Below are 18,780 nucleotides of genomic sequence, written 5' to 3' on the forward strand. Positions count from 1 at the left end.
GGAGTTGATCGCTCGGCCGTCAGGGTGGACCGAGCAGCGCCCATCGCGGCTCGCAGAATTCCTTCACGGCGGAAGCGACGCTGCTGCTGATGAGGTTTTGGCGCTCGGGCGAGTCCATCTCGCGTTCCTCGTCCCGGTTGATGATCGAGCCCGCCTCCAGCAGGATCGCGGGCATCGCGGTCTTTCTCAGCACGATGAGTTCATCATTGCTGTAGACGCCGGTATCCTTGTTCAGCAACGGGTGCTGGTAACGACCCATGATGGCCTGGCTGTATTGCTCGGCATAATGCAGGCCCTGGGCCTTCATTTCCCCGGCGACCAGTTCGGCGAACCGGAGGCTGGTCTTGAAGTCCGGATTGTCCCGGGAGACGAACACGGAGTAGCCGCTGAAGCGGTCGCTGAAGTGGCTTTTCTTGCCCTCGAACTCCCAGTCCTCGAGCATCTTGTTGGGCACGGAGTCATGGTGGATCGACATCAGCAGATCCGCGTGCAGATTGTTGGCGGCTGCGACCCGCTTGAAGAGGCTCGGTCTCGCTTTGCCTTCGGTCAGCAGCAGCCTGGTTTCGGCAAAGCCTTCGGCCTTCAACCTCTCCTCGATCAGCCGCGCAAGGCGCAGGTTGAAGGTGAACTCGGCGACATTCCGCGCGCTGATCGCGCCTTCCGATTGCGCTGTATGTCCGACATCCAGCACGATCCGGAACGTCGCGGGATCGCATTTGGCAGCGGCTGGCTTGAGAGCTGAAAGCGGCAGGGTGACTGGCCCAAGGGCGGCCAGCCGCATGGCGCGGTGCCTGGGCGGAGCGCGGTGCCTTGCCAATTTGGCAGCCCTTGTCGCCTTCGCGCGCTTCGGCGACTTGGCATGCTTGGGTGAGCTCTTGAAGAGATCGGGCAGCCAGCCGGCATCGCTGACTTCGATCGGCAGCAGCGCGAACACTGCGATCGCGACGACCAACAAGCGGCGAGGCCGAAACCTCGCAACGCTACCACCGAGCACGCGAAAGAATTCGCAGCGCCTCATGCTCCGCCCCTCCGGGCCCCCAGCATAACGGCTCTGACATCGGTACCGGAAGATGCCGGGGAGGTCCATCCCCCGGCAATCGCGTTGCCTCGCCTTGGAGGCAAGGCCGTCAAGACAAAGAGTCCGGTTCCGTCGTGGCTGTGACCGAACTAGTGTCCCGAATCCGAAGTTCGCATCATTTGCCGCACCTTCGGAGCGAACTTCGGATTCGATAAGGACACTAGCAAACTTATAATTCTAGTGTGCTTTATGAATGCGAAGTTCGTGAAAGTGGCTGCCGCGAAATCGCACGAACTTCGCATTCAGCACACTAGACCGGCTTCGGGTCGAGCGTGATCGCCCACAGCTCGGCGTCGACGCGGTCGCGCAGGCTCACCGTCATCTGCCCGCTCTTGCCGTCGATCTTGACGTGGCCGAAGAACTGCATGCCCGCCGACGGCGGCAGGTTCTGGTTGCCTTCGCCCGGCGCCTTGATGAACTTCACCTCGGGGCCGAAGGTGTTGTCGAGCTCGTTCGGACCGAACGTACCGGCATGCAGCGGGCCGGAGACGAATTCCCAGAACGGATCGAACTCCTGGAACTGGGCCTTATTTGGGTTGTAGTAGTGCGCGGCGGCGTAATGCACGTCGGCGGTCAGCCACACCGTGTTGACGATTCCCGCGGTCTTGATGAAACGCAGGATGTCGGCGATCTCGAGCTCGCGGCCGCGCGCCGGACCATCGCCCTGCGCAAAGGCTTCCGAGCCCTTCTTGTTGGCCGCATCGTCATAGACGATCAGCGAGAGCGGCATGTCGGAGGCGATCACCTTCCAGGTGGCGCGCGAGTTGAGCAGCGCGCGCTTCAGCCAGGCCATCTGGTCCGGGCCGATGAAATAGGCGTCGGGGCCATACTGCTCCTGCAGGTTCGGGCCGTTGGGGCCGCGATAGCTGCGCTCGTCGAGCATGAAGACGTCGAGATGCGGACCGTAGCTCAGCGTGCGATAGACGCGCCCAGGCTCGACGATGCTCTCGCGCATCGGATACATCTCGTGGAAGGCCTTTGCCGCGCGCGCCGCGAGCACATTGATGTCGCGCTCCTTGTAGGCCGCCGGCAGCTGTTTCGACAGCGACCAGTTGTTGGTCACCTCGTGATCGTCCCACTGCACGAAGATCGGCACCTCGGCATTGAAGGCGCGGACGTTGTTGTCGAGGAAGTTATACTTGTGGGCGGCCCGGTATTCGTCGAGCGTCTCGGCGACCTTGGCCTTCTCGGGGATCGTGACGTTCTTCCAGACCTTGCCGTCGGGAAGCTTCACCTCGGAGGGGATCACGCCGTCGGCGTAGATCGTGTCGCCGGAGTGCAGAAGGAAATCCGGAGCGTGCTTCTTCATCGCGGCGAAGGTGATCATGCCGCCGTCGTCGGGATTGATGCCCCAGCCCTGGCCGGCGACGTCGCCGCCCCACACGAAGGAGACGTCGCGGCGGTCGCTCGGCGCGGTCCGGAAGCGGCCGACCACCGGTTCGCCGACGATGTCGATATGGGCGAGGTCGCGGAAGCGGACGCGATAGAAGATGTCCTGGCCGGAGGGCAGGTTCTCCAGCAGCATCTTGGCGGTGAAGTCGCTCTCGGGCAGCGCCGTGATCGGCGGCAGCGTATGGGTGTCCTTGAAGGACTCGGTGGTCGCGACCTCGACCATCATCTGCGACGGCCGGTCCGCACGCGCCCACACCACGCCGCCGTCGACGCCGACATCGCCGGACTGCACGCCATGGGTGATCACGGGACGGTCGGCGGCGCGCGACAGATAGGGCATCGCAATCACGCCGGCGCCGGCCGCAGCCGCCGTGGAGAGAAAGCGTCGGCGGGTGAGATTTCGCGAGAACCGGATCGTCATGGGGAGCCTCCTCAGGTCACAGCGACAATGCGCCGCAGGCGCGCCAAGACCTAGAAAAATTCCATGACGGAGACATTACAGCGGCGGGCGTCGCGTGAGGTGGGCACGTCTGTCAGGCTCCCTCTCCCGCTTGCGGGGGAGGGTGGGGAGGGGTCTCTCGACGAATCATGGCGAGGAGAGAGCCCCTACCCGCAAGCGGGAGAGACGAAGGCATCTCGCGGATAGAGTAGCGGCGATTCTACGCCGTGCCCGCCGCTCTGAACTGCGTGGCAGTCCGTTGCAAATTCTGCGGCATGCTGAACAGCAGCGCCTTGCGGTCGGCGACGGCGTTATGAAGCTGCTCGAGCGCGATGTTGAACGCGGTCAGCGTGCCTTCCTCGATGGCGCCGTGTTCGAAGCAGTCCAGCGTGTGGCGCAGGATGTCGTCGGCCTCCGCCTGCATCTGGTCGAGTTCCTCGATCGAATCGCTTTGCCGTGCGGTCTTCAGCATCTCCAGCAGGCGTTCGCGCTGCGAGGTGTTGGTGTTGCGCTCGTCCTGCTTGAGATAGCCGGCGAACCACGCACCGGCCGAGCCCATCGCCGAGAACGCCATCAGGCTCCACCAGATGTAGTCGCTGTAGCGGTCGAGGAAGGTTTTTTCCTCGCCGTCGACAAACGCGGCGGCGCCCGGATGCACCGGAATGGTGGCATCCTTGTCGGTGTCCGGCGTCTCGATCTTGGCGGCGAGCGGGAAATCGGTCTTGAGCGACTGCCGGATCGCGAACAATTGCCGCGTGAATGCCGCGACCGTCGAGTCCGACAGGCCCTTCCGCGCAACGATGTGGTGCGAGAAGCTGATCGTCTTCACCTCATCGTCGGGCCGGTCGGCGGAGCCGAGCGAGCCCGCGGGGATTTCCGCGGCCTCATAGGCCGGATGGTTCTGCGCGATCGCCTCGGAGGCGTCGATCGCAAGGAAGCTGGGTTCGCCGCCGTCGCGGACCGACGCCGTGATCGCATCGATCGTGATTTTGCTGTTGGCCGGGCCGACGGCGAGATAGGCGTCGGCCTTGAGGTTCTTGATCGCTTCCGCCGCCTCATTGGCCGGGAATTGAACGATCTCGACCTTCATCGGGTCGACGCCGTATTGCGTCAGGATCAGCTTCAGCAGATTGACATTGGCCGGGGTGCGGCCGACGACGCCGATCTTGCGGCCGGCAAGCTGCGCGATCTTGGTGATCCGCGCGGATTTCCGAACCTTGCCCTTGGCGGGCGGAACCCACATCACCACGACATTCTTGCGCAGGGTCGCGACCGCCTGGGCATTCTTCGGCACCTCGAGATCGCCGCGGATGATGGCGAGATCGGCCTTGCCGTCGGCCAGCGTCTGGGCGCTGGCGGTAGCGCCCTCGGTCTGCACCGGCCTCAGTTTGACCTGGGTGTTCTGCTGGTTGTTGAAGGCCTGCGCCAGCGCCTGCACGACCTTGACGTCATCGCTGTTGGCGGGACCGACCGCGATCCGCAGCGTCACCGGACGCACGGCGAAATAATAGCCGGCCAGCAACGTGCCGATGATGGCCAGCGCGCCCGCGATCAAAACGAACATCAGCCGCCGCTTTGCCGAACGCAGCGGCTTGGGCGACATGCTGGCGGAGCCGTCTGTCATCGATCTCGCAAACAATCGTCGGGGCTCAATCTCGCAAAACTACCAACGCGCATACATCCTCTATGTGTAGCAAATTACTGAATGGACAGATGTTACAACTCCGTCATGGTTACCAGCGGCGATAGGACGCGATTTCGGCCTTAATTTGGGCGTGGATCCCATCCCGGAGGCCGTTGTTAGGCTAAAGTCGGCGTCAAACGGGAGAGTTTACCATGGTCGAACGGCTGTCAGCGGAGGCGAGGAAGGCCGCCCTTTGGGAACTGGCCGGCTGGTCGGAGGCGTCCGGCCGCGAGGCGATCGCCAAGACTTTCGTGTTCAAGGACTTCAACGAGGCCTTCGGGTTCATGGCCCGCGCCGCCCTGGTCGCCGAGAAGAGCGACCATCACCCCGAGTGGAAAAACGTCTACAAGACCGTCGAGGTGGTGCTGTCGACCCATGATGTCCGGCGGGGTGACCAAGCGCGACATCGACCTCGCCAAGGCCATGAACGCGATCGCAAGGCAGCTTGGGGTCAGTTGACCCCGGCGCGTGGAACCTTGCGCGGGTCCGCCGATATCCCCAGATTCGCATCGTCCGCCGCCGAATTGGCGCGGCGTCGAGGAACCTTGCGATGACATCGAGCGAACACGGCGCGGGATTTGGGCCTGCCGATCGGCTGGCGCAGGACGCTGAAAGCGTGCGCCGCCGTTTCTGGATCAAGTTCAAGAAGGTGGTGGCGAGCCTGCCCTTCGCGGAGGACCTGCTGGCCGCCTATTACTGCGCGTTCGACCGGCAGACGCCGCGCCATGTGCAGGCGGCGCTGCTCGGGGCGATCGCCTATTTCATCCTGCCGTTCGATTTCGTGCCCGACATGCTGCCGATTCTCGGCTTCACCGATGACGCCGCGGTGCTCGCAACCGCGCTCCGCATGGTGGCAAGCCACATCACGCCCGAGCATCGCGATGCCGCCCGCGCCGCGCTGAAGCGCGGGGTGCCGGACGAGGAGTGAGATCTGCCTTCTCCTTCCCCCTGAAAGGGGGAAGGTCGGGATGGGGGTCAGCCACAGGCGACGCTGCAAGCCGGCAGATTTGATCCCCACCCGCTTTGCTCTCGCGAGCAAGGCGACCTCCCCTTTTCAAGGGAAGGTTATGATGCATCCCGGATTTCGCTGCGCTCCATCCGGGCTACGAAACTTTCGATCCGTCATCCTGAGGAGCGCGAAGCGCGTCTCGAAGGATGTACGGCGACCAGCGGGGCCGTCGACCCTTCGAGACGCGCGCAAGAGCGCGCTCCTCAGGGTGACGGAGACGGTAGGGAGCGCCATGGTAATCCGTTCGGCTCCTTCCGGGCTGCGCAATCTCGGTTCAGCTTCCCGGGTGCAGGATCACCTTGCCCATCGCCTTACGGCCGGCGAGCACCTTCAGGGCTTCTGATGTCTGCGACAGCGGGAAGGTGCGGTCGACATGCGAGGAGATCTTGCCTTCCGCGGTCCACTGCACGAGCTTCTCGAGGTTCTTGCGGTTCTTGTCCGGATTCTGCCGCGCCCAGGCGCCCCAGAACACGCCGCGGATATCGCAGCCCTTCAGCAGTGCGAGGTTGAGCGGGATCTTCGGGATGTCGCCGGCGGCAAAGCCGATCACCAGGAAGCGGCCTTCCCACGCGGTCGAGCGCAACGCGGCTTCGGCATAGGCGCCGCCGACCGGATCGAACACGATGTCGGCGCCCTTGCCGTCGGTCAGCTTGCGCAGGCCCTCTTTGAGATCTTCCTTCGCATAGTTCAGCGTCAGCTCGGCGCCGTGTTGCTTGGCGAATGCCAGCTTCTCGTCCGACGAGGCGCAGGCAATCACCTTCAACCCCATCAGTTTGCCGAGCTCGCACGCAGCAAGGCCGGTGCCACCGGCGGCCCCCAGCACCGCGAGCGTCTCGCCCGGCTTCGGGCTCGCGCGATCTTCCAGCGCATGCAGCGCGGTGCCGTAGATGATGATGATGCCGGCGGCGCGGTCGTAATCGAGATTGTCGGGAATCTTCACGATCGAATTCGCCGGCAGCGCGATCTTGTCGCGCGCGCCGTTGTGGCCGCAGGACGCGACGACGCGATCGCCGACCTTCAAATCAGTGACGCCGGCGCCGACGCTTTCGATCACGCCGGCAACTTCGGCAGCCGGCGAGAACGGGAACGGCGGCTTGATCTGGTACTTGCCCTGGATCATCAGGATGTCGAAGAAATTCAGCGCCGCCGCCTTGATCGCGATCACGGCTTCGCCGGGAGCCGCCACCGGATCGGGCACATCAGCCAGCACGAGATCGTCAGGTTGACAGTATTGCGAGCAGAGGATGGCTTTCATGGACACACCTGAGTTTCGGACGCAGAAAGAGTTGCAAGATCTTGGACTACAAGCTTCATGCCGGATTTGCGGCGGAGCGACAATACAGTGCGGAGGGATCAAACTATGTTTGAAAAAGGCCTGCTAGCGAAAAAGCGCATCCTGATCACCGGCGGCGGCTCCGGCCTCGGCGCGGCGATGGGCCGCCGCTTTGCCGAACTCGGCGCCGAACTGATCATCTGCGGACGGCGCGAGGGGCTGCTGGAGGAAACCGCAGCGAAATTCCGCAGCGAACTCGGCGCGAAGGTCTCTACCGCGCGATGCGATATCCGCGACGGCGCGGCGGTCGAAGCGATGATGGATCAGGTCTGGCAGGACGCGCCGATCGACGTGCTCGTCAACAATGCTGCCGCAACCTTTATTGCGCAGAGCGAACATTTGTCATTCCGTGCGGCGGACGCGATCCTCGCGCCGACACTGCATGGCACGATGTACTGCACGCTCGCCGCCGGCCGCCGCTGGATCGACGGCAAACACAAGGGCGTTGTGCTCTCGATCCTGTCGACCTCGACCATCACCGGCCGCGCGTTCACGGTGCCGTCCGCCATGGCCAAGACCGCCGTGCTGGCGATGACCAAGAGCCTGGCGGTGGAGTGGGGCCCGAAGGGCATCCGCACCGTCGCGATCGCGCCCGGCACGTTCCCGACCGCAGGCGCGACCGGACAGTTGCGCCCCGAAGGGCGCGGCGAGAGCTGGGCGCATCGCAATCCGCTCGGCCGCGCCGGCGAGCATTCGGAGCTCGCCAATCTCGCGACCTTCCTGATCTCGGATCAGGCCGGCTACATCAACGGCGAGATGGTGGTGCAGGATGGCGGCTCGCACTTACGCAGTTCCGGTGCCGAGGACCTGCTGCAATGGACCGATGCGCAGTGGGAGAAGCAGCGCGCTGCGCGCGCCAAGTGATAACGCGTCGCGATTACGCGCCCGACGGTGAGCGGCGTTCGTGTTTCGGCCTAACTGCCTTCCCAAAAAAGCGTTTCCCGGTTATCCATCCGAGCCGGCGGAGGGGAATCGCCGGGCCATCTTGCAGTCACAATGATGGGGGAACCAGTTGGCCGTGCGGCAGATTCTGACATCACTGGTTGCTTGTATCCTGTGCGGGTTCATCACCCTCGCGCCGGCGCAGGCTGCGCCCAAGAAAGATGCGGCCAAGGAAGCAGCCAAGCCGGCGCCTTCGGCCGCCGCGGCTGCCGCCGGCGGCGCGGAGCCGACGCTGATCGGCCAATTCGGGACCTGGGGCGCGTACACGGCATCGCCCAACGGCAAGAAGGTGTGCTTTGCGCTCGCCAAGCCGTCGTCGTCGAAGACCAATCCGGCGAACCGGCCGCGTGATCCGGCCTATGCCTTCATCTCCACCCGTCCGGCGGAGAAGGTCGTCAACGAGGTCTCGATCATGATCGGCTACACGGTGAAGCCGGGCTCCGAATCGACGCTTCAGGTCGGCGGCGGGACCTATGCGATGTACACGCAGGGCGACGGCCTCTGGATCAAGAATGCGGCCGAGGAGGAGCGGATGGTGGAATCCATGCGCAAATCGGCCGAACTGACGGTAAAAGCCGTCTCGGCCAAGGGCACCGAGACGACAGACACCTTCTCGCTGAAGGGCCTGGCGCAGGCGCTCGACCGGCTCGGGCAGGACTGCCGGCGCTAGAGCATGATCCGGAAAAGTGTGAAGCGGTTTTCCGGAAAGATCATGCTCTAAAAATCGACTTAAGGCCTGAAATCGAGGTATTTGGTGGCTTTCCAGCACCGGCTGGAAGGCCTATTTGAGGTTTCATGACCGACACCGTGACCACCCATGCCGTCTCCGGCGCCAGCGCGCTGGTCGAGAAGGTTCCGCTCGAGACCTATGTGCCGCCGGCCAAACCGTCGCTGATCGGGCTGTCGCGCGCCGAGATCGCCGAGCGCCTGGGCGAGATCGGGGTGCAGGCCGGCCAGCGCAAGATGCGCACCCAGCAGCTCTGGAACTGGATGTATTTCCGCGGCGCCAAGAGCTTTGCCGAGATGACCAACGTCTCGAAGGACATGCGCGCCGAGCTCGAGAAGCATTTCACCGTCGACCGTCCCGAGGTGGTCGCCGAGCAGATTTCCAACGACGGCACCCGCAAATGGCTGCTGCGGCTGCCGAGCGGCGACAAGGTCGAGCGGCCGCACGAGGTCGAGTGCGTCTACATCCCCGAGACCGATCGCGGCACGCTGTGCGTTTCCTCGCAGGTCGGCTGCACGCTGAACTGCGCGTTCTGCCACACCGGCACGCAGCGGCTGGTGCGCAACCTCACCGCCGGCGAGATCGTCGGCCAGGTGATGGTGGCGCGCGACCGGCTGAATGACTGGGCCGACCGCGAGGACGGCACGCGCCGCGTCACCAACATCGTGATGATGGGGATGGGCGAGCCGCTTTACAATTTCGACGCGGTGCGCGATGCGCTGCTGATCGTCGCGGACAATGAGGGCATCGGCATTTCGCGCCGGCGCATCACGCTGTCGACCTCGGGCGTGGTGCCGAACATCCAGCGCACCGGTGACGAGATCGGCGTGATGCTCGCGATCTCCTTGCATGCGGTGCGCGACGAGCTGCGCAACGAGCTGGTGCCGCTGAACCGCAAATATCCGATCAAGGAATTGCTGCAGGCCTGCCGCGATTATCCCGGCGCCTCCAACGCCCGGCGCATCACCTTCGAATATGTGATGCTCAAGGGGGTCAACGATTCGCTCGATGACGCCAAGCTCCTGGTGAAGCTGCTCAAGGGCATTCCGGCGAAGATCAATCTGATCCCGTTCAATCCGTGGCCGGGCACCGCCTACGAATGCTCGGACTGGGAGCAGATCGAAAAATTCTCCGAATACATCTTCAACGCCGGCTACTCCTCGCCGGTGCGCACGCCGCGCGGCCGCGACATCCTCGCCGCCTGCGGCCAGCTCAAGTCGGAGACCGAAAAGCTCTCGGCCCGCGAGCGCCAGGCGCTGCGCGCGATGGCGATGACGGATTGAGTGTGTTTCCATATTTCGTCATGGCCGGGCTTGTCCCGGCCATCCACGTCTTGGCTTTCTCCGCGAGAAGACGTGGATGCCCGGGACAATCCCGGGCATGACGGAGGAGAGGCTAGTGCCTGGCTTGATGTTCGATGATGGAATGACCCGATGGCCCTGATCGGCCGCCTGTTCGTCGTCGCCTTCGGCTTCCTGATGGCCTGCTTCGTGGCAGGGATCATCGTGGTCGTCGCGGTGCTGTATCCCGAGATCAGCGATTTCGGCGGGCAGATCGACCAGAGCGCGATCAATGTCGTGCTCGGTTTCGGCTTCATCTTCATCTCGGGCTTTGCGCTGCTGCCTGCGCTGATCGTGGTGCTGATCACCGAGGCGTTCTTCATCAGGAGCGTGCTGGCCTATGCCGTCGGCGGCGCGATCGTCGGCGCGGCCTGCTATCTCGGTCTGGTTCCGTTCGATCCCGATACGATGCAATTCCACGGCATCGTGCGCCGGCACATGGAGATCATGACCGGCGCCGGCATCGTCGCGGGCCTGGTCTACTGGCTGATCGCCGGCCGCACCGCCGGCGCCTGGCGCGAGCCGTCGCGGCCGTTGCCGCCGCCCCCGCCCTTGCCGTCGCAACGGCGGCCGCAAACACCGCCGTCATCCTGAGGAACCGTGCGCAGCACGGTGTCTCGAAGGATGGGCCGCAGCAAGACCGCATCCTTCGAGGCTCGCAAGAGCTCGCACCTCCAGCGACAACGGCGAAGCCGTTGCGCGGGGATGACGTCACTTCCCATGCTCATCCGCGTCGGCTAAACCGCGCGCCATGAACCGGACCGGACTTTTCATCGCGCTGGCGCTGGCGCTCATCGTCGGCATCTTGTTCGGGATCTATCCCGAGCTCGACCTGAAGCTGGCGGCGCTGTTCTACGATGTGGCGCAGAAAACCTTCCCGCTGAAGCTCGACGCGGTGGCGTCGTTTGCGCGCGATGCGGCGATGTGGATCGCCTGGGCGCTGGTGCTGCCGGCGATCGTGACCATCGTCTGGAAGTTCATCCGGCCCGACCGGCCGATGCTGATGTCCGGCCGCGCCGCGGTGTTCCTGCTCACCACGATGCTGCTCTCGGCCGGCGTGCTCACCAACCTCACCTTCAAGAATTATTGGGGCCGGCCGCGGCCGGTGTTCGTGACGCAGTTCGGCGGCGACCTGCAATTCATGCCGTGGTGGGACCCGCGCGGCGGCTGCCCGCGCAACTGCTCGTTCTTCTCCGGCGAGGGCGCCACCGCGTTCTGGACCTATGCACCGGCGGCGCTGACGCCGCCCGCGTGGCGGCCGCTGGCCTTTGCCGGGGCCACCGTGTTCGGCATCGTCACCAGCGGGCTTCGCATGGCCTTTGGCGGCCATTTCTTCACCGATGTGGCGATCGCGGGCCTGGTGTCGTTCTTCACGGTCTGGCTGTTCTACGCGCTGATCTACCGCTGGGCAGCGACCCGGCTGACCGACGCCCAGGTCGATGCCACGCTGACCCGCCTTGCGATGCCCGGCTACCGGTGGATGCAGCGCTGGCGCCGGGGCGGCAAGGCGGCGTCCAGCCAGCCCGAGGCCTGATTTGGGCCTGATTAAAGGCGTGCTCAGCCTTCGGAAATTTGATATCGCCACCCCGGAAACATCATTGATTTCGACCGATTGGACCGTCCCATGAGTACGATTCTGAAAAGCCTGCCCACTGGCGAAAAAGTCGGCATCGCGTTCTCGGGCGGGCTCGACACGTCGGCGGCGCTGCTCTGGATGAAGCTGAAAGGCGCCAAGGTCTTCGCCTATACCGCCAATCTTGGCCAGCCCGACGAGGCCGACTACGACGCGATCCCGCGCAAGGCGATGGATTTCGGCGCCGAGAAGGCCCGCCTGGTCGATTGCCGCACCCAGCTGGTCCATGAGGGCATCGCCGCGATCCAGTCCGGCGCGTTCCACATCTCGACCGGCGGCATCACCTATTTCAACACCACGCCGCTCGGCCGCGCGGTGACCGGCACGATGCTGGTCGCGGCGATGCAGGAGGACGGTGTCAACATCTGGGGCGACGGCTCGACCTTCAAGGGCAACGACATCGAGCGCTTCTATCGCTACGGCCTGCTGACCAACCCGAGCCTGCGCATCTACAAGCCCTGGCTCGACCAGCAGTTCATCGACGAGCTCGGCGGCCGCGCCGAGATGTCGGCGTTCATGACCGCGCAAGGCTTCGCCTACAAGATGAGCGCGGAGAAGGCCTATTCGACCGACAGCAATCTGCTCGGCGCGACGCATGAGGCCAAGGATCTCGAGAGCCTTGCGAGCGGCATCACCATCGTCAATCCGATCATGGGCGTGCCGTTCTGGCGCGCCGATTGCGACGTCAAGGCCGAGAAGGTCGTGGTGCGGTTCGAGGAAGGCCAGCCGGTCGCGCTGAACGGCAAGACGTTTGCCGATCCGGTCGCGCTGTTCCTCGAGGCCAATGCGATCGGCGGCCGCCACGGCCTCGGCATGAGCGACCAGATCGAGAATCGCATCATCGAAGCCAAGAGCCGCGGCATCTATGAGGCGCCGGGCATGGCGCTCTTGCACATCGCTTATGAGCGTCTCGTCACCGGCATCCATAATGAGGATACGATCGAGCAGTACCGCATCAGCGGCATGCGGCTCGGCCGCCTGCTCTATCAGGGCCGCTGGTTCGATTCGCAGGCCTTGATGCTGCGCGAGACCGCGCAGCGCTGGGTGGCGCGCGCCGTCACCGGCGAGGTGACGCTCGAGCTGCGCCGCGGCAACGACTACTCGATATCAAACACCGAGAGCCCGAACCTGACCTACGCGCCGGAGCGGCTCAGCATGGAGAAGGTCGAGGACGCCGCCTTCACGCCGGCCGACCGCATCGGCCAGCTGACGATGCGCAACCTCGACATTGCTGACACCCGCGCCAAGCTCGGCCTGTACAACAAGACCGGCCTCATCTCGAGCGACGAAGGCTCGCAGATCTTCCAGCTCGAGAACGACAAGGACTGAGATGGTGGGCGGGTAGACACAAACTCGGTGTCGTCCCGGGCAAGCGAAGCGCGACCCGGGACCCATAACCACCGGCCATGGTTATGAAGCACGCTGGTGCTCCAGCGCGCTTCCACGACTCCTCCCTGTGGTTATGGGTCCCGGCCTTCGCCGGGACGACGTGGGGAGAGAGGCCTGCCTACTTCACCCTGAGCGCATCCAGCAGCGAGCGGAACGCGCGCGCGTAATCGGTGCCGGTCTTGCCGATGTCCGGCCCCGCGGAGACCGCAACCGCGGCTTCCGTCACCGCGCCGAGCAGCAGCCGCGCCAGCGGCTCGATCGGCTGCCTGGCGATCACGCCGGCGTCCATCGCGGCGGCCAGCGCGCGCGGAAACTTGCCGCCGAAATGTTTCGCGTCGATCTCGCGCCAGCGTTCCCAGCCGAGCACGGCGGGGCCGTCGCGCAAGATGATCTGGCCGGTCGGGCCTTTCGAGCACGCCGCGAAATAGCCCTGCGTGCCCGCCGCCATCGCCGCCAGCGGATCGTTCTCGGCGCGCGAGATGCGGTCGAGATCGGCAACAAGGTCGATCGACACCTGCTCGAACACCGCCTCGAACACCGCCTCCTTGGTCGCGAAGTGATGATAGACCGCGCCCTTGGCGACACGCGCGCCGGCGGCGATGTCGTCCATCGTCGCAGCGGCGAAGCCGCGCTCGCCAAAAATGCGCCGCGCCGCCTTGACGATGGCGGCTCTGGTTTTCTCGCGCCGTTCGGCCTGGGTTGCCATGGGCGCATCTCTAGCCCAGTTCCAGACGCAAGCCAATTGACTTACCGACTACCAGTCGATAAATACCGACTATAAGTCGGTAAATGGAGAATGCCCGATGCCCTCGCTTAGGACGTTGCAAGCCTTCGCCGACACGGTCGAGTCCAACGACCATGTCGGCGCGATCAGGAATTTCTATTCAGTCGATGCCCGCACCCAGGAGAATGACGGTGAGTGGCGCGTCGGCCGCGGCGCGCTGGCGGCGCGCGAGGCGGCGGTGCTGGCCGCGGTCGCCGGCGTCAAGACCACGCGGCTCGGGCCGCTCCTGCTTGACGGCGATCATTCGGCGATCTGCTGGCGCTTCGAATTCACCGGCAAGGACGGCAAGGTCCGCAGCATGGAGGAGGTCGCCTGGCAGACCTGGCGCGGCGAGGAGCTGGTCGAGGAGCGCTTCTTCTACGATCCGCAGCAGATGGCGCGCTGAAATCACGCCGGCCTTGCGGCAATACGCCCCGGCGCGCCTCATTGCGCCGTCATCCGCCGCAACTAGCCTCCGCTCCGATGCGCATGATGCGCATGATGCGCGAGAGCGGAGCATCGATCATGATCAAGCAAGTTGCCGGTATGGCCGTCACGCTGGCGTTGTCGGCAGCGCCGGCGTTCGCCCAGACGATCTATCCGATCGATCGCGCCGATATCCTCGTCGGCGCCAAATTCGACTTCAAGGTCGAGCTTCCGGGGGTGGTCGATCAAGCAAAGCTCAAGGTCACGCTGAACGGCGCGGACTATGCCGCGGTGTTCGGCCAGGGCGGCACATTCACCGCGCACGAGGCCGGCCGGGAGCAGTCGGCGTTGGTGCTGCGCGATGTCTCGCTCGTCAAGCCCGGGCAGGTCGCCGTCGAAGTCAGTGACGGCACGCAGAGCCGGAAGGTGACCTGGACCGTCTACGACACCAAGGCGCGAAAGGCCAGGAACGTGATCCTGTTCATCGGCGACGGGATGTCGCCGTCGCATCGCGTCGCCGCGCGAATCCTCTCCAAGGGAATCGCGGAGGGCAAGGGCCGCGGCAAGCTCGCGATCGACGACATGCCGCATATGGCGCTGGTCGCGACCGCCGGCTCGGACTCGATCATCACCGATTCGGCGAATGCCGCGAGCGCCTACGCCACCGGCCACAAGGCCGCGGTCAATGCGCTCGGCGTCTACGCCGATCGCACGCCCGATCCGCTTGACGATCCGAGGGTCGAGACCATCGCGAGTCTTGCCAAGCGCCGGGCGGGCCTCGCCGTCGGCATCGTCACCAACACCGAGGTCGAGGACGCGACCCCGGCGGCGATGGTTGCGCATACCCGCCGCCGCGCCGCCTATGACGCGATCGTCGCGCAATATTTCGACGCGAAGCCCGACGTGCTGATGGGCGGCGGCTCCGCGAACTTCCTGCCGCAATCCGCGTCCGGATCGAAACGCAAGGACGATGTCGACTATCTCGCGCGCTTCCGCGACGCCGGCTATCCGGTCGCGACGACCGCAGGCGAACTCGCCACGCTCGCGGCCAAACCGGACACCCGCCAACTGCTCGGCCTGTTCGCCGCCGGCAACATGGACGGCGCGCTCGACCGCAAGTTCCTGAGGGGCGGCGGCGTCAGGAAATTCCCCGAGCAGCCGGACCTGACCGAGCAGATTCAGGCCGCGCTCACGGTGCTGTCGAAACACGAGGCCGGTTTCTTCCTGATGGTCGAGTCCGGCCTAATCGACAAATACGCCCATCTGCTCGACATGGAGCGCGCGGTCTACGACACCATCATGCTCGACAATGCGGTGCGGCTGGCAAAGGACTGGGCGAAAGCGCGCAACGACGACACGCTGATCCTGGTCGTGGCCGATCACAACCATCCGAACAGCCTGGTCGGCACCATCAATGACGACATGGCGGCGACACCCAACGTGCCGCTGCGCGAGCGCGTCGGTGTCTACGAGAAAGCCGGGTTCCCGAATTATCCGGCGCCGGACGCCGAAGGTTATCCGTCACGCGTCGATGTCAGCCGGCGGCTTGCAATCTTCTCCGCCAGCCTGCCGGATCACTACGAGACGTTCCGCCCGAAACTCGACGATCCGAACGAGCCGACCGTGAAGGGCGACCAGCCCGACACGTTCAAGGCCAATGACAAGTACAAGGATGTCCCCGGCGTCGTGCTGCGCTTCGGCAATCTGCCGGCGATGATCGGCGCCAGCGTGCATTCCGGCGAGGACGTCATTCTCACCGCGACGGGCCCGGGCAGCGAGCGCGTCCACGGCTCGATGGACAACACCGAAGTGTTCCGCGTGATGGTCGAGGCGCTGGGACTGGGCGCGGGCAAGTAACGCATGATGAGATTGAGACGAGGCATGCCCGCTGTACCCCTCCCGCTTGCGGGGGTCGAGATGAGCAAAGTTTGCTGTTGGAGGGTTGGTGTGAGCGGCGAGGCTTCTCCGACCTCCCCTTGAAAAGGGGAGGTCGCTTTGCTCGCGAGAGCAAAGCGGGTGGGGATCTGCTCTCTCCGCAGCCACCGTCACCTGCGGCTGAGCCCCATCCCGACCTTCCCCCTTTCTGGGGGAAGGAGAACAAACAAAAATGGCCGGGATCGCTCCCGGCCATTTCGTATCGTGATGTCGCGCCGGCTCAGCGCGGCGGCGCGGCCGAGGCGGTGCCGCCGTTGAGCAGCGGGGTGATGCGGCGGACGGTGACGCGCCGGTTGATGCGGCTCGGTCCGTCGGTCTGCTCCTTCGGATATTGAGAGCCATAGCCCTGCGAGGTCAGGTTCTCAGCCGGCACACCGAACTGCTGCGTCAAGAGCTCGGCGGCGGATTGCGCACGGCGGTCCGACAGCGACAGATTGTCGGTGTCGTTGCCGGTCGCATCCGTGTGGCCCTCGATCAGGAACACCTCGCGCGGGTTGCGCTGGATAGCTCGGTTGAGGCCGTCGGCGATCACCTGCAGCCTCGCCGCCTGATCCGGCGGGATGGTCCACGATCCGGAGTCGAAGTTGATCGTGTTGACGTCGATGCTCGGCATCTGCATGCGGACATTGGGGCTGTAGCGGATCTCGTCGAGCGAGTAGCGCCGATCGATCCGCTGCACCGGCGGTGCCTCCATGGTCTCGTAGATCACGTCGGGCGACGCGTCCTGAGCATCGACGATGTAGCGATCGTAGGGAATGTTGACCACCGGCGGTGGCGCGTCGACATAGAAGCCGCCGACCGCCCGCGGATCGCGATAGCTGTTGTCGATGATGACGACCTCGCGGCCGCCAGTATCCCTGCGGATTCGGCGCAACATCTGGCCGTCGGAGCCGACCACCGTGATGATCTCGCTGCCGTCGGGACGAACCACCACGGTGCGGGTTTCGCCGCCGATCGTCTCGGTGCGGATATCGCGCGCGCCATAGCGGAAACGATAGACGTCGTCGCCGCGGACATAGGCCTGGCCGCCCGGATCGCGGATGATGACGCGGTCCGGCTCGGTGTAGATGGTGCGGCCGCCCTCGACGACCTCCTGCCGCTGGCTGTGCAGGTCGGCGATGCTGCCGCCGATGATGGCGCCGGCGACCACGCCGGCACCGACGGCGGCACCGATCGCGAGCGGCTTGATGTTGTCATGGCGCGGTGGCGGCGGCAGCGGCGCTGCGACGGCAGGCGCGGCGCGGAAGGCGGGCGCAACCGTCGGCGGCGCATATTGCGCGCGGCCGGGCGGCGGCGTTGCGGCGGCCGAGCCGGGGACGACCGACGGTGCCGGCGCGCCCATAGCTGCTCCCTGGGCTGGCGATACGCCGGGCGCGACGCCCGGACGTGCTGCCGGCTGACCCGGAGCCGGGGTCGCGCCGGGCGCGCCCATTGCCGCGCCCGGGGTCGCCGGCGTTCCGGGCGGTGTCGCCGGACGTCCCTGCTGACCTGGCGCCGGTGGCGTCGGCGTCGCGCCGGGTGCCGGAGGCGTTGTTGCGGCAGGCGGGGTACCTGGACGCGCGGGCTGTGCGCCGGCTGCCGGAGGCGTCGGCGTCGGTGTCGCGCCGGGAGCTGTCGCGGCGGGCGGCGTGCCCGGTCGTGCCCCTGCTGCCGGAGGCGTTGTCGTTGCCGAAGGCGTGGGCGTTGACGTCGCCGCGGGCGGCGTGCCGGGCGGTTGCTTGGCGCCGCCAGGACGTTCACCGCGTTCGCCACCCGGACGATCGCCGGGGCGGCGTTCGGCCGGCGCCGTTGTCGGAGCTCCCGGCGTTGCGGGCGTCGGAGTCGGCGTTGCCGCCGTGGGCGGGGTGCCGGGACGTGCTGCGGGCGCGGCATTCGGCGTGGCGCCGGGCGCCGGCGTCGGCGGCGTGTGCGCGGGTCCTGCGCCGGGCGGCGGCGTGCCGGGTCGCTGCGGTGCTGCGGCCGGCGGCGGTGGCGTCGGCGTCGGATGTGCGGGGGCGGCCGCCGGCGGGGTCGGCTTCGCAGGCGCTGCTGCGGGCGGCTCCGGCCGTGCCGGTGACGGCGATGGCTTCGCGGGTGCGGCCGCGGGCGGCGGCGGTGTGGGATGTGCGGGAGCAGCCGACGGCGGAGGCGTCGTCGGGCGCGCGGCAGGCGGCTCGGGCCGTGCGGGAGCCGGCGGCGGTGCCGGATGCGGTGCGGCTGCCGGAGGCGGCGTCGGCTTTGCCGGTGCAGCTGCGGGCGGCTCGGGCCGGGCAGGGGCTGCAGGCGGGGTCGGCTTCGCGGGCGCTGCGGCCGGCGGCGGAGCAGGATGTGCGGGTGCCGCGGCGGGAGGTGGCGCCTGCGGATGCGGTGCTGCGGCCGGCGGTGCGGGACGTGCAGGAGCACCCGGCGCGCCCGGCGCTGGCCGCGCCTTCGGCTTTCCGTCAGGTCCGGTTTCTTCCTTCTGCTGCGCCTGTGCGACGACCAGAGGCGAAGTTTGGGCGTGCGACGCTGAGGTGGCGAATTGCATCACCGTCAGCGCAGTCGTGGCAAGCAGCACGAGACGAAGCTTTGTCATTGTCTAGGAGTCCCCGGCGGAAAGTCTGGGCAGGAAAGCAAAGTGAGAACCGAACAATTCGGCAGGACGATGAACCGCCAGCCGTTAGGCCGGATTGTGGCGAGCCACGAATCATCGGCGAAGTTTATTTCGACAT

At 65.8% G+C, this 18,780-nt stretch carries 15 protein-coding genes and 1 pseudogene; 10 read left to right on the forward strand and 6 right to left on the reverse strand.

The genetic code is table 11. From position 1 onward, the window contains the following. Positions 1 to 19: 19 nt before the first annotated feature. The 3 genes from ACVW1B_RS35910 to ACVW1B_RS35920 form a co-directional block, all read right to left on the reverse strand. Positions 20 to 781: an N-acetylmuramoyl-L-alanine amidase gene (locus ACVW1B_RS35910; protein WP_375167124.1), complete on the reverse strand. Its 762-nt coding sequence runs from the start codon at positions 779 to 781 to the stop codon at positions 20 to 22. Between the two features lie 547 nt (positions 782 to 1,328). After that, complete coding sequence (locus ACVW1B_RS35915; protein ID WP_253605575.1) at positions 1,329 to 2,891, reverse strand: alkaline phosphatase D family protein; 1,563 nt, start codon at positions 2,889 to 2,891, stop codon at positions 1,329 to 1,331. 238 nt (positions 2,892 to 3,129) lie between these two features. Beyond that, on the reverse strand, positions 3,130 to 4,533 hold the full coding sequence (locus ACVW1B_RS35920; protein ID WP_253605573.1) for a TAXI family TRAP transporter solute-binding subunit: 1,404 nt from the start codon (positions 4,531 to 4,533) through the stop codon (positions 3,130 to 3,132). 212 nt (positions 4,534 to 4,745) lie between these two features. Between ACVW1B_RS35920 and ACVW1B_RS35925 the strand changes: the two are divergent. Beyond that, positions 4,746 to 5,052 (forward strand): annotated as a pseudogene (locus ACVW1B_RS35925) (4a-hydroxytetrahydrobiopterin dehydratase). A 91-nt stretch (positions 5,053 to 5,143) separates the two neighbouring features. Beyond that, the gene (locus ACVW1B_RS35930) at positions 5,144 to 5,521 is read left to right on the forward strand and encodes a YkvA family protein (RefSeq protein ID WP_253605571.1); all 378 of its coding nucleotides are present in this window, start codon (positions 5,144 to 5,146) and stop codon (positions 5,519 to 5,521) included. Between the two features lie 355 nt (positions 5,522 to 5,876). On the opposite strand, the gene ACVW1B_RS35935 is transcribed toward ACVW1B_RS35930, so the two are convergent. Then, a complete protein-coding gene (locus ACVW1B_RS35935; protein WP_253605567.1) occupies positions 5,877 to 6,857 on the reverse strand; it encodes an NADPH:quinone oxidoreductase family protein in 981 nt (326 codons plus the stop codon). A 105-nt stretch (positions 6,858 to 6,962) separates the two neighbouring features. Between ACVW1B_RS35935 and ACVW1B_RS35940 the strand changes: the two genes are divergently transcribed. The 6 genes from ACVW1B_RS35940 (at position 6,963) to argG (ending at position 12,906) form a co-directional block, all read left to right on the forward strand. Continuing rightward, positions 6,963 to 7,799, forward strand: coding sequence for an SDR family oxidoreductase (locus tag ACVW1B_RS35940; protein ID WP_253605566.1), 837 nt, complete (start codon positions 6,963 to 6,965; stop codon positions 7,797 to 7,799). A 187-nt stretch (positions 7,800 to 7,986) separates the two neighbouring features. Further along, the gene (locus tag ACVW1B_RS35945) at positions 7,987 to 8,547 is read left to right on the forward strand and encodes an invasion associated locus B family protein (protein ID WP_253609830.1); all 561 of its coding nucleotides are present in this window, start codon (positions 7,987 to 7,989) and stop codon (positions 8,545 to 8,547) included. Between the two features lie 125 nt (positions 8,548 to 8,672). After that, positions 8,673 to 9,887, forward strand: coding sequence for a 23S rRNA (adenine(2503)-C(2))-methyltransferase RlmN (gene rlmN, locus ACVW1B_RS35950; RefSeq protein ID WP_092087850.1), 1,215 nt, complete (start codon positions 8,673 to 8,675; stop codon positions 9,885 to 9,887). A gap of 150 nt (positions 9,888 to 10,037) precedes the next feature. Further along, positions 10,038 to 10,538 carry a hypothetical protein gene (locus ACVW1B_RS35955; RefSeq protein WP_456822795.1) on the forward strand — a complete coding sequence of 167 codons (501 nt, stop codon included), beginning with the start codon at positions 10,038 to 10,040 and terminating at the stop codon, positions 10,536 to 10,538. Positions 10,539 to 10,695: 157 nt separating this feature from the next. After that, positions 10,696 to 11,478 (forward strand): phosphatase PAP2 family protein, encoded by a 783-nt coding sequence (locus tag ACVW1B_RS35960; protein WP_253605562.1) that lies wholly within the window; start codon positions 10,696 to 10,698, stop codon positions 11,476 to 11,478. Positions 11,479 to 11,568: 90 nt separating this feature from the next. After that, positions 11,569 to 12,906: an argininosuccinate synthase gene (gene argG, locus ACVW1B_RS35965; protein ID WP_253605560.1), complete on the forward strand. Its 1,338-nt coding sequence runs from the start codon at positions 11,569 to 11,571 to the stop codon at positions 12,904 to 12,906. A 178-nt stretch (positions 12,907 to 13,084) separates the two neighbouring features. Here the strand turns inward: argG and ACVW1B_RS35970 are convergent, their stop codons facing one another. After that, a complete protein-coding gene (locus tag ACVW1B_RS35970) occupies positions 13,085 to 13,672 on the reverse strand; it encodes a TetR/AcrR family transcriptional regulator (protein WP_225163120.1) in 588 nt (195 codons plus the stop codon). Positions 13,673 to 13,769: 97 nt separating this feature from the next. On the opposite strand from ACVW1B_RS35970, the gene ACVW1B_RS35975 reads away from it, so the two are divergent. Next, the gene (locus ACVW1B_RS35975) at positions 13,770 to 14,135 is read left to right on the forward strand and encodes a nuclear transport factor 2 family protein (protein ID WP_253605556.1); all 366 of its coding nucleotides are present in this window, start codon (positions 13,770 to 13,772) and stop codon (positions 14,133 to 14,135) included. A gap of 119 nt (positions 14,136 to 14,254) precedes the next feature. Then, positions 14,255 to 16,012, forward strand: coding sequence for an alkaline phosphatase (locus tag ACVW1B_RS35980; protein ID WP_253605554.1), 1,758 nt, complete (start codon positions 14,255 to 14,257; stop codon positions 16,010 to 16,012). A 298-nt stretch (positions 16,013 to 16,310) separates the two neighbouring features. Here ACVW1B_RS35980 and ACVW1B_RS35985 read toward each other — a convergent pair whose 3' ends face one another. Next, entirely contained in the window at positions 16,311 to 18,644 is a 2,334-nt protein-coding gene (locus ACVW1B_RS35985; protein WP_253605552.1) for an OmpA family protein, read from the reverse strand. Between the last annotated feature and the right edge of the window lie 136 nt (positions 18,645 to 18,780).

This window comes from Bradyrhizobium sp. USDA 4502 (assembly GCF_054063355.1).

Coding starts and splice junctions, on each gene's coding strand:
- ACVW1B_RS35910 (WP_375167124.1), bottom strand. CDS start 781: ATGCGGCTGGCCGCCCTTGGGCCAGTCACCCTGCCGCTTTCAGCTCTC.
- ACVW1B_RS35915 (WP_253605575.1), bottom strand. CDS start 2,891: ATGACGATCCGGTTCTCGCGAAATCTCACCCGCCGACGCTTTCTCTCC.
- ACVW1B_RS35920 (WP_253605573.1), bottom strand. CDS start 4,533: ATGACAGACGGCTCCGCCAGCATGTCGCCCAAGCCGCTGCGTTCGGCA.
- ACVW1B_RS35930 (WP_253605571.1), top strand. CDS start 5,144: ATGACATCGAGCGAACACGGCGCGGGATTTGGGCCTGCCGATCGGCTG.
- ACVW1B_RS35935 (WP_253605567.1), bottom strand. CDS start 6,857: ATGAAAGCCATCCTCTGCTCGCAATACTGTCAACCTGACGATCTCGTG.
- ACVW1B_RS35940 (WP_253605566.1), top strand. CDS start 6,963: ATGTTTGAAAAAGGCCTGCTAGCGAAAAAGCGCATCCTGATCACCGGC.
- rlmN (WP_092087850.1), top strand. CDS start 8,673: ATGACCGACACCGTGACCACCCATGCCGTCTCCGGCGCCAGCGCGCTG.
- ACVW1B_RS35955 (WP_456822795.1), top strand. CDS start 10,038: ATGGCCCTGATCGGCCGCCTGTTCGTCGTCGCCTTCGGCTTCCTGATG.
- ACVW1B_RS35960 (WP_253605562.1), top strand. CDS start 10,696: ATGAACCGGACCGGACTTTTCATCGCGCTGGCGCTGGCGCTCATCGTC.
- argG (WP_253605560.1), top strand. CDS start 11,569: ATGAGTACGATTCTGAAAAGCCTGCCCACTGGCGAAAAAGTCGGCATC.
- ACVW1B_RS35970 (WP_225163120.1), bottom strand. CDS start 13,672: ATGGCAACCCAGGCCGAACGGCGCGAGAAAACCAGAGCCGCCATCGTC.
- ACVW1B_RS35975 (WP_253605556.1), top strand. CDS start 13,770: ATGCCCTCGCTTAGGACGTTGCAAGCCTTCGCCGACACGGTCGAGTCC.
- ACVW1B_RS35980 (WP_253605554.1), top strand. CDS start 14,255: ATGATCAAGCAAGTTGCCGGTATGGCCGTCACGCTGGCGTTGTCGGCA.
- ACVW1B_RS35985 (WP_253605552.1), bottom strand. CDS start 18,644: ATGACAAAGCTTCGTCTCGTGCTGCTTGCCACGACTGCGCTGACGGTG.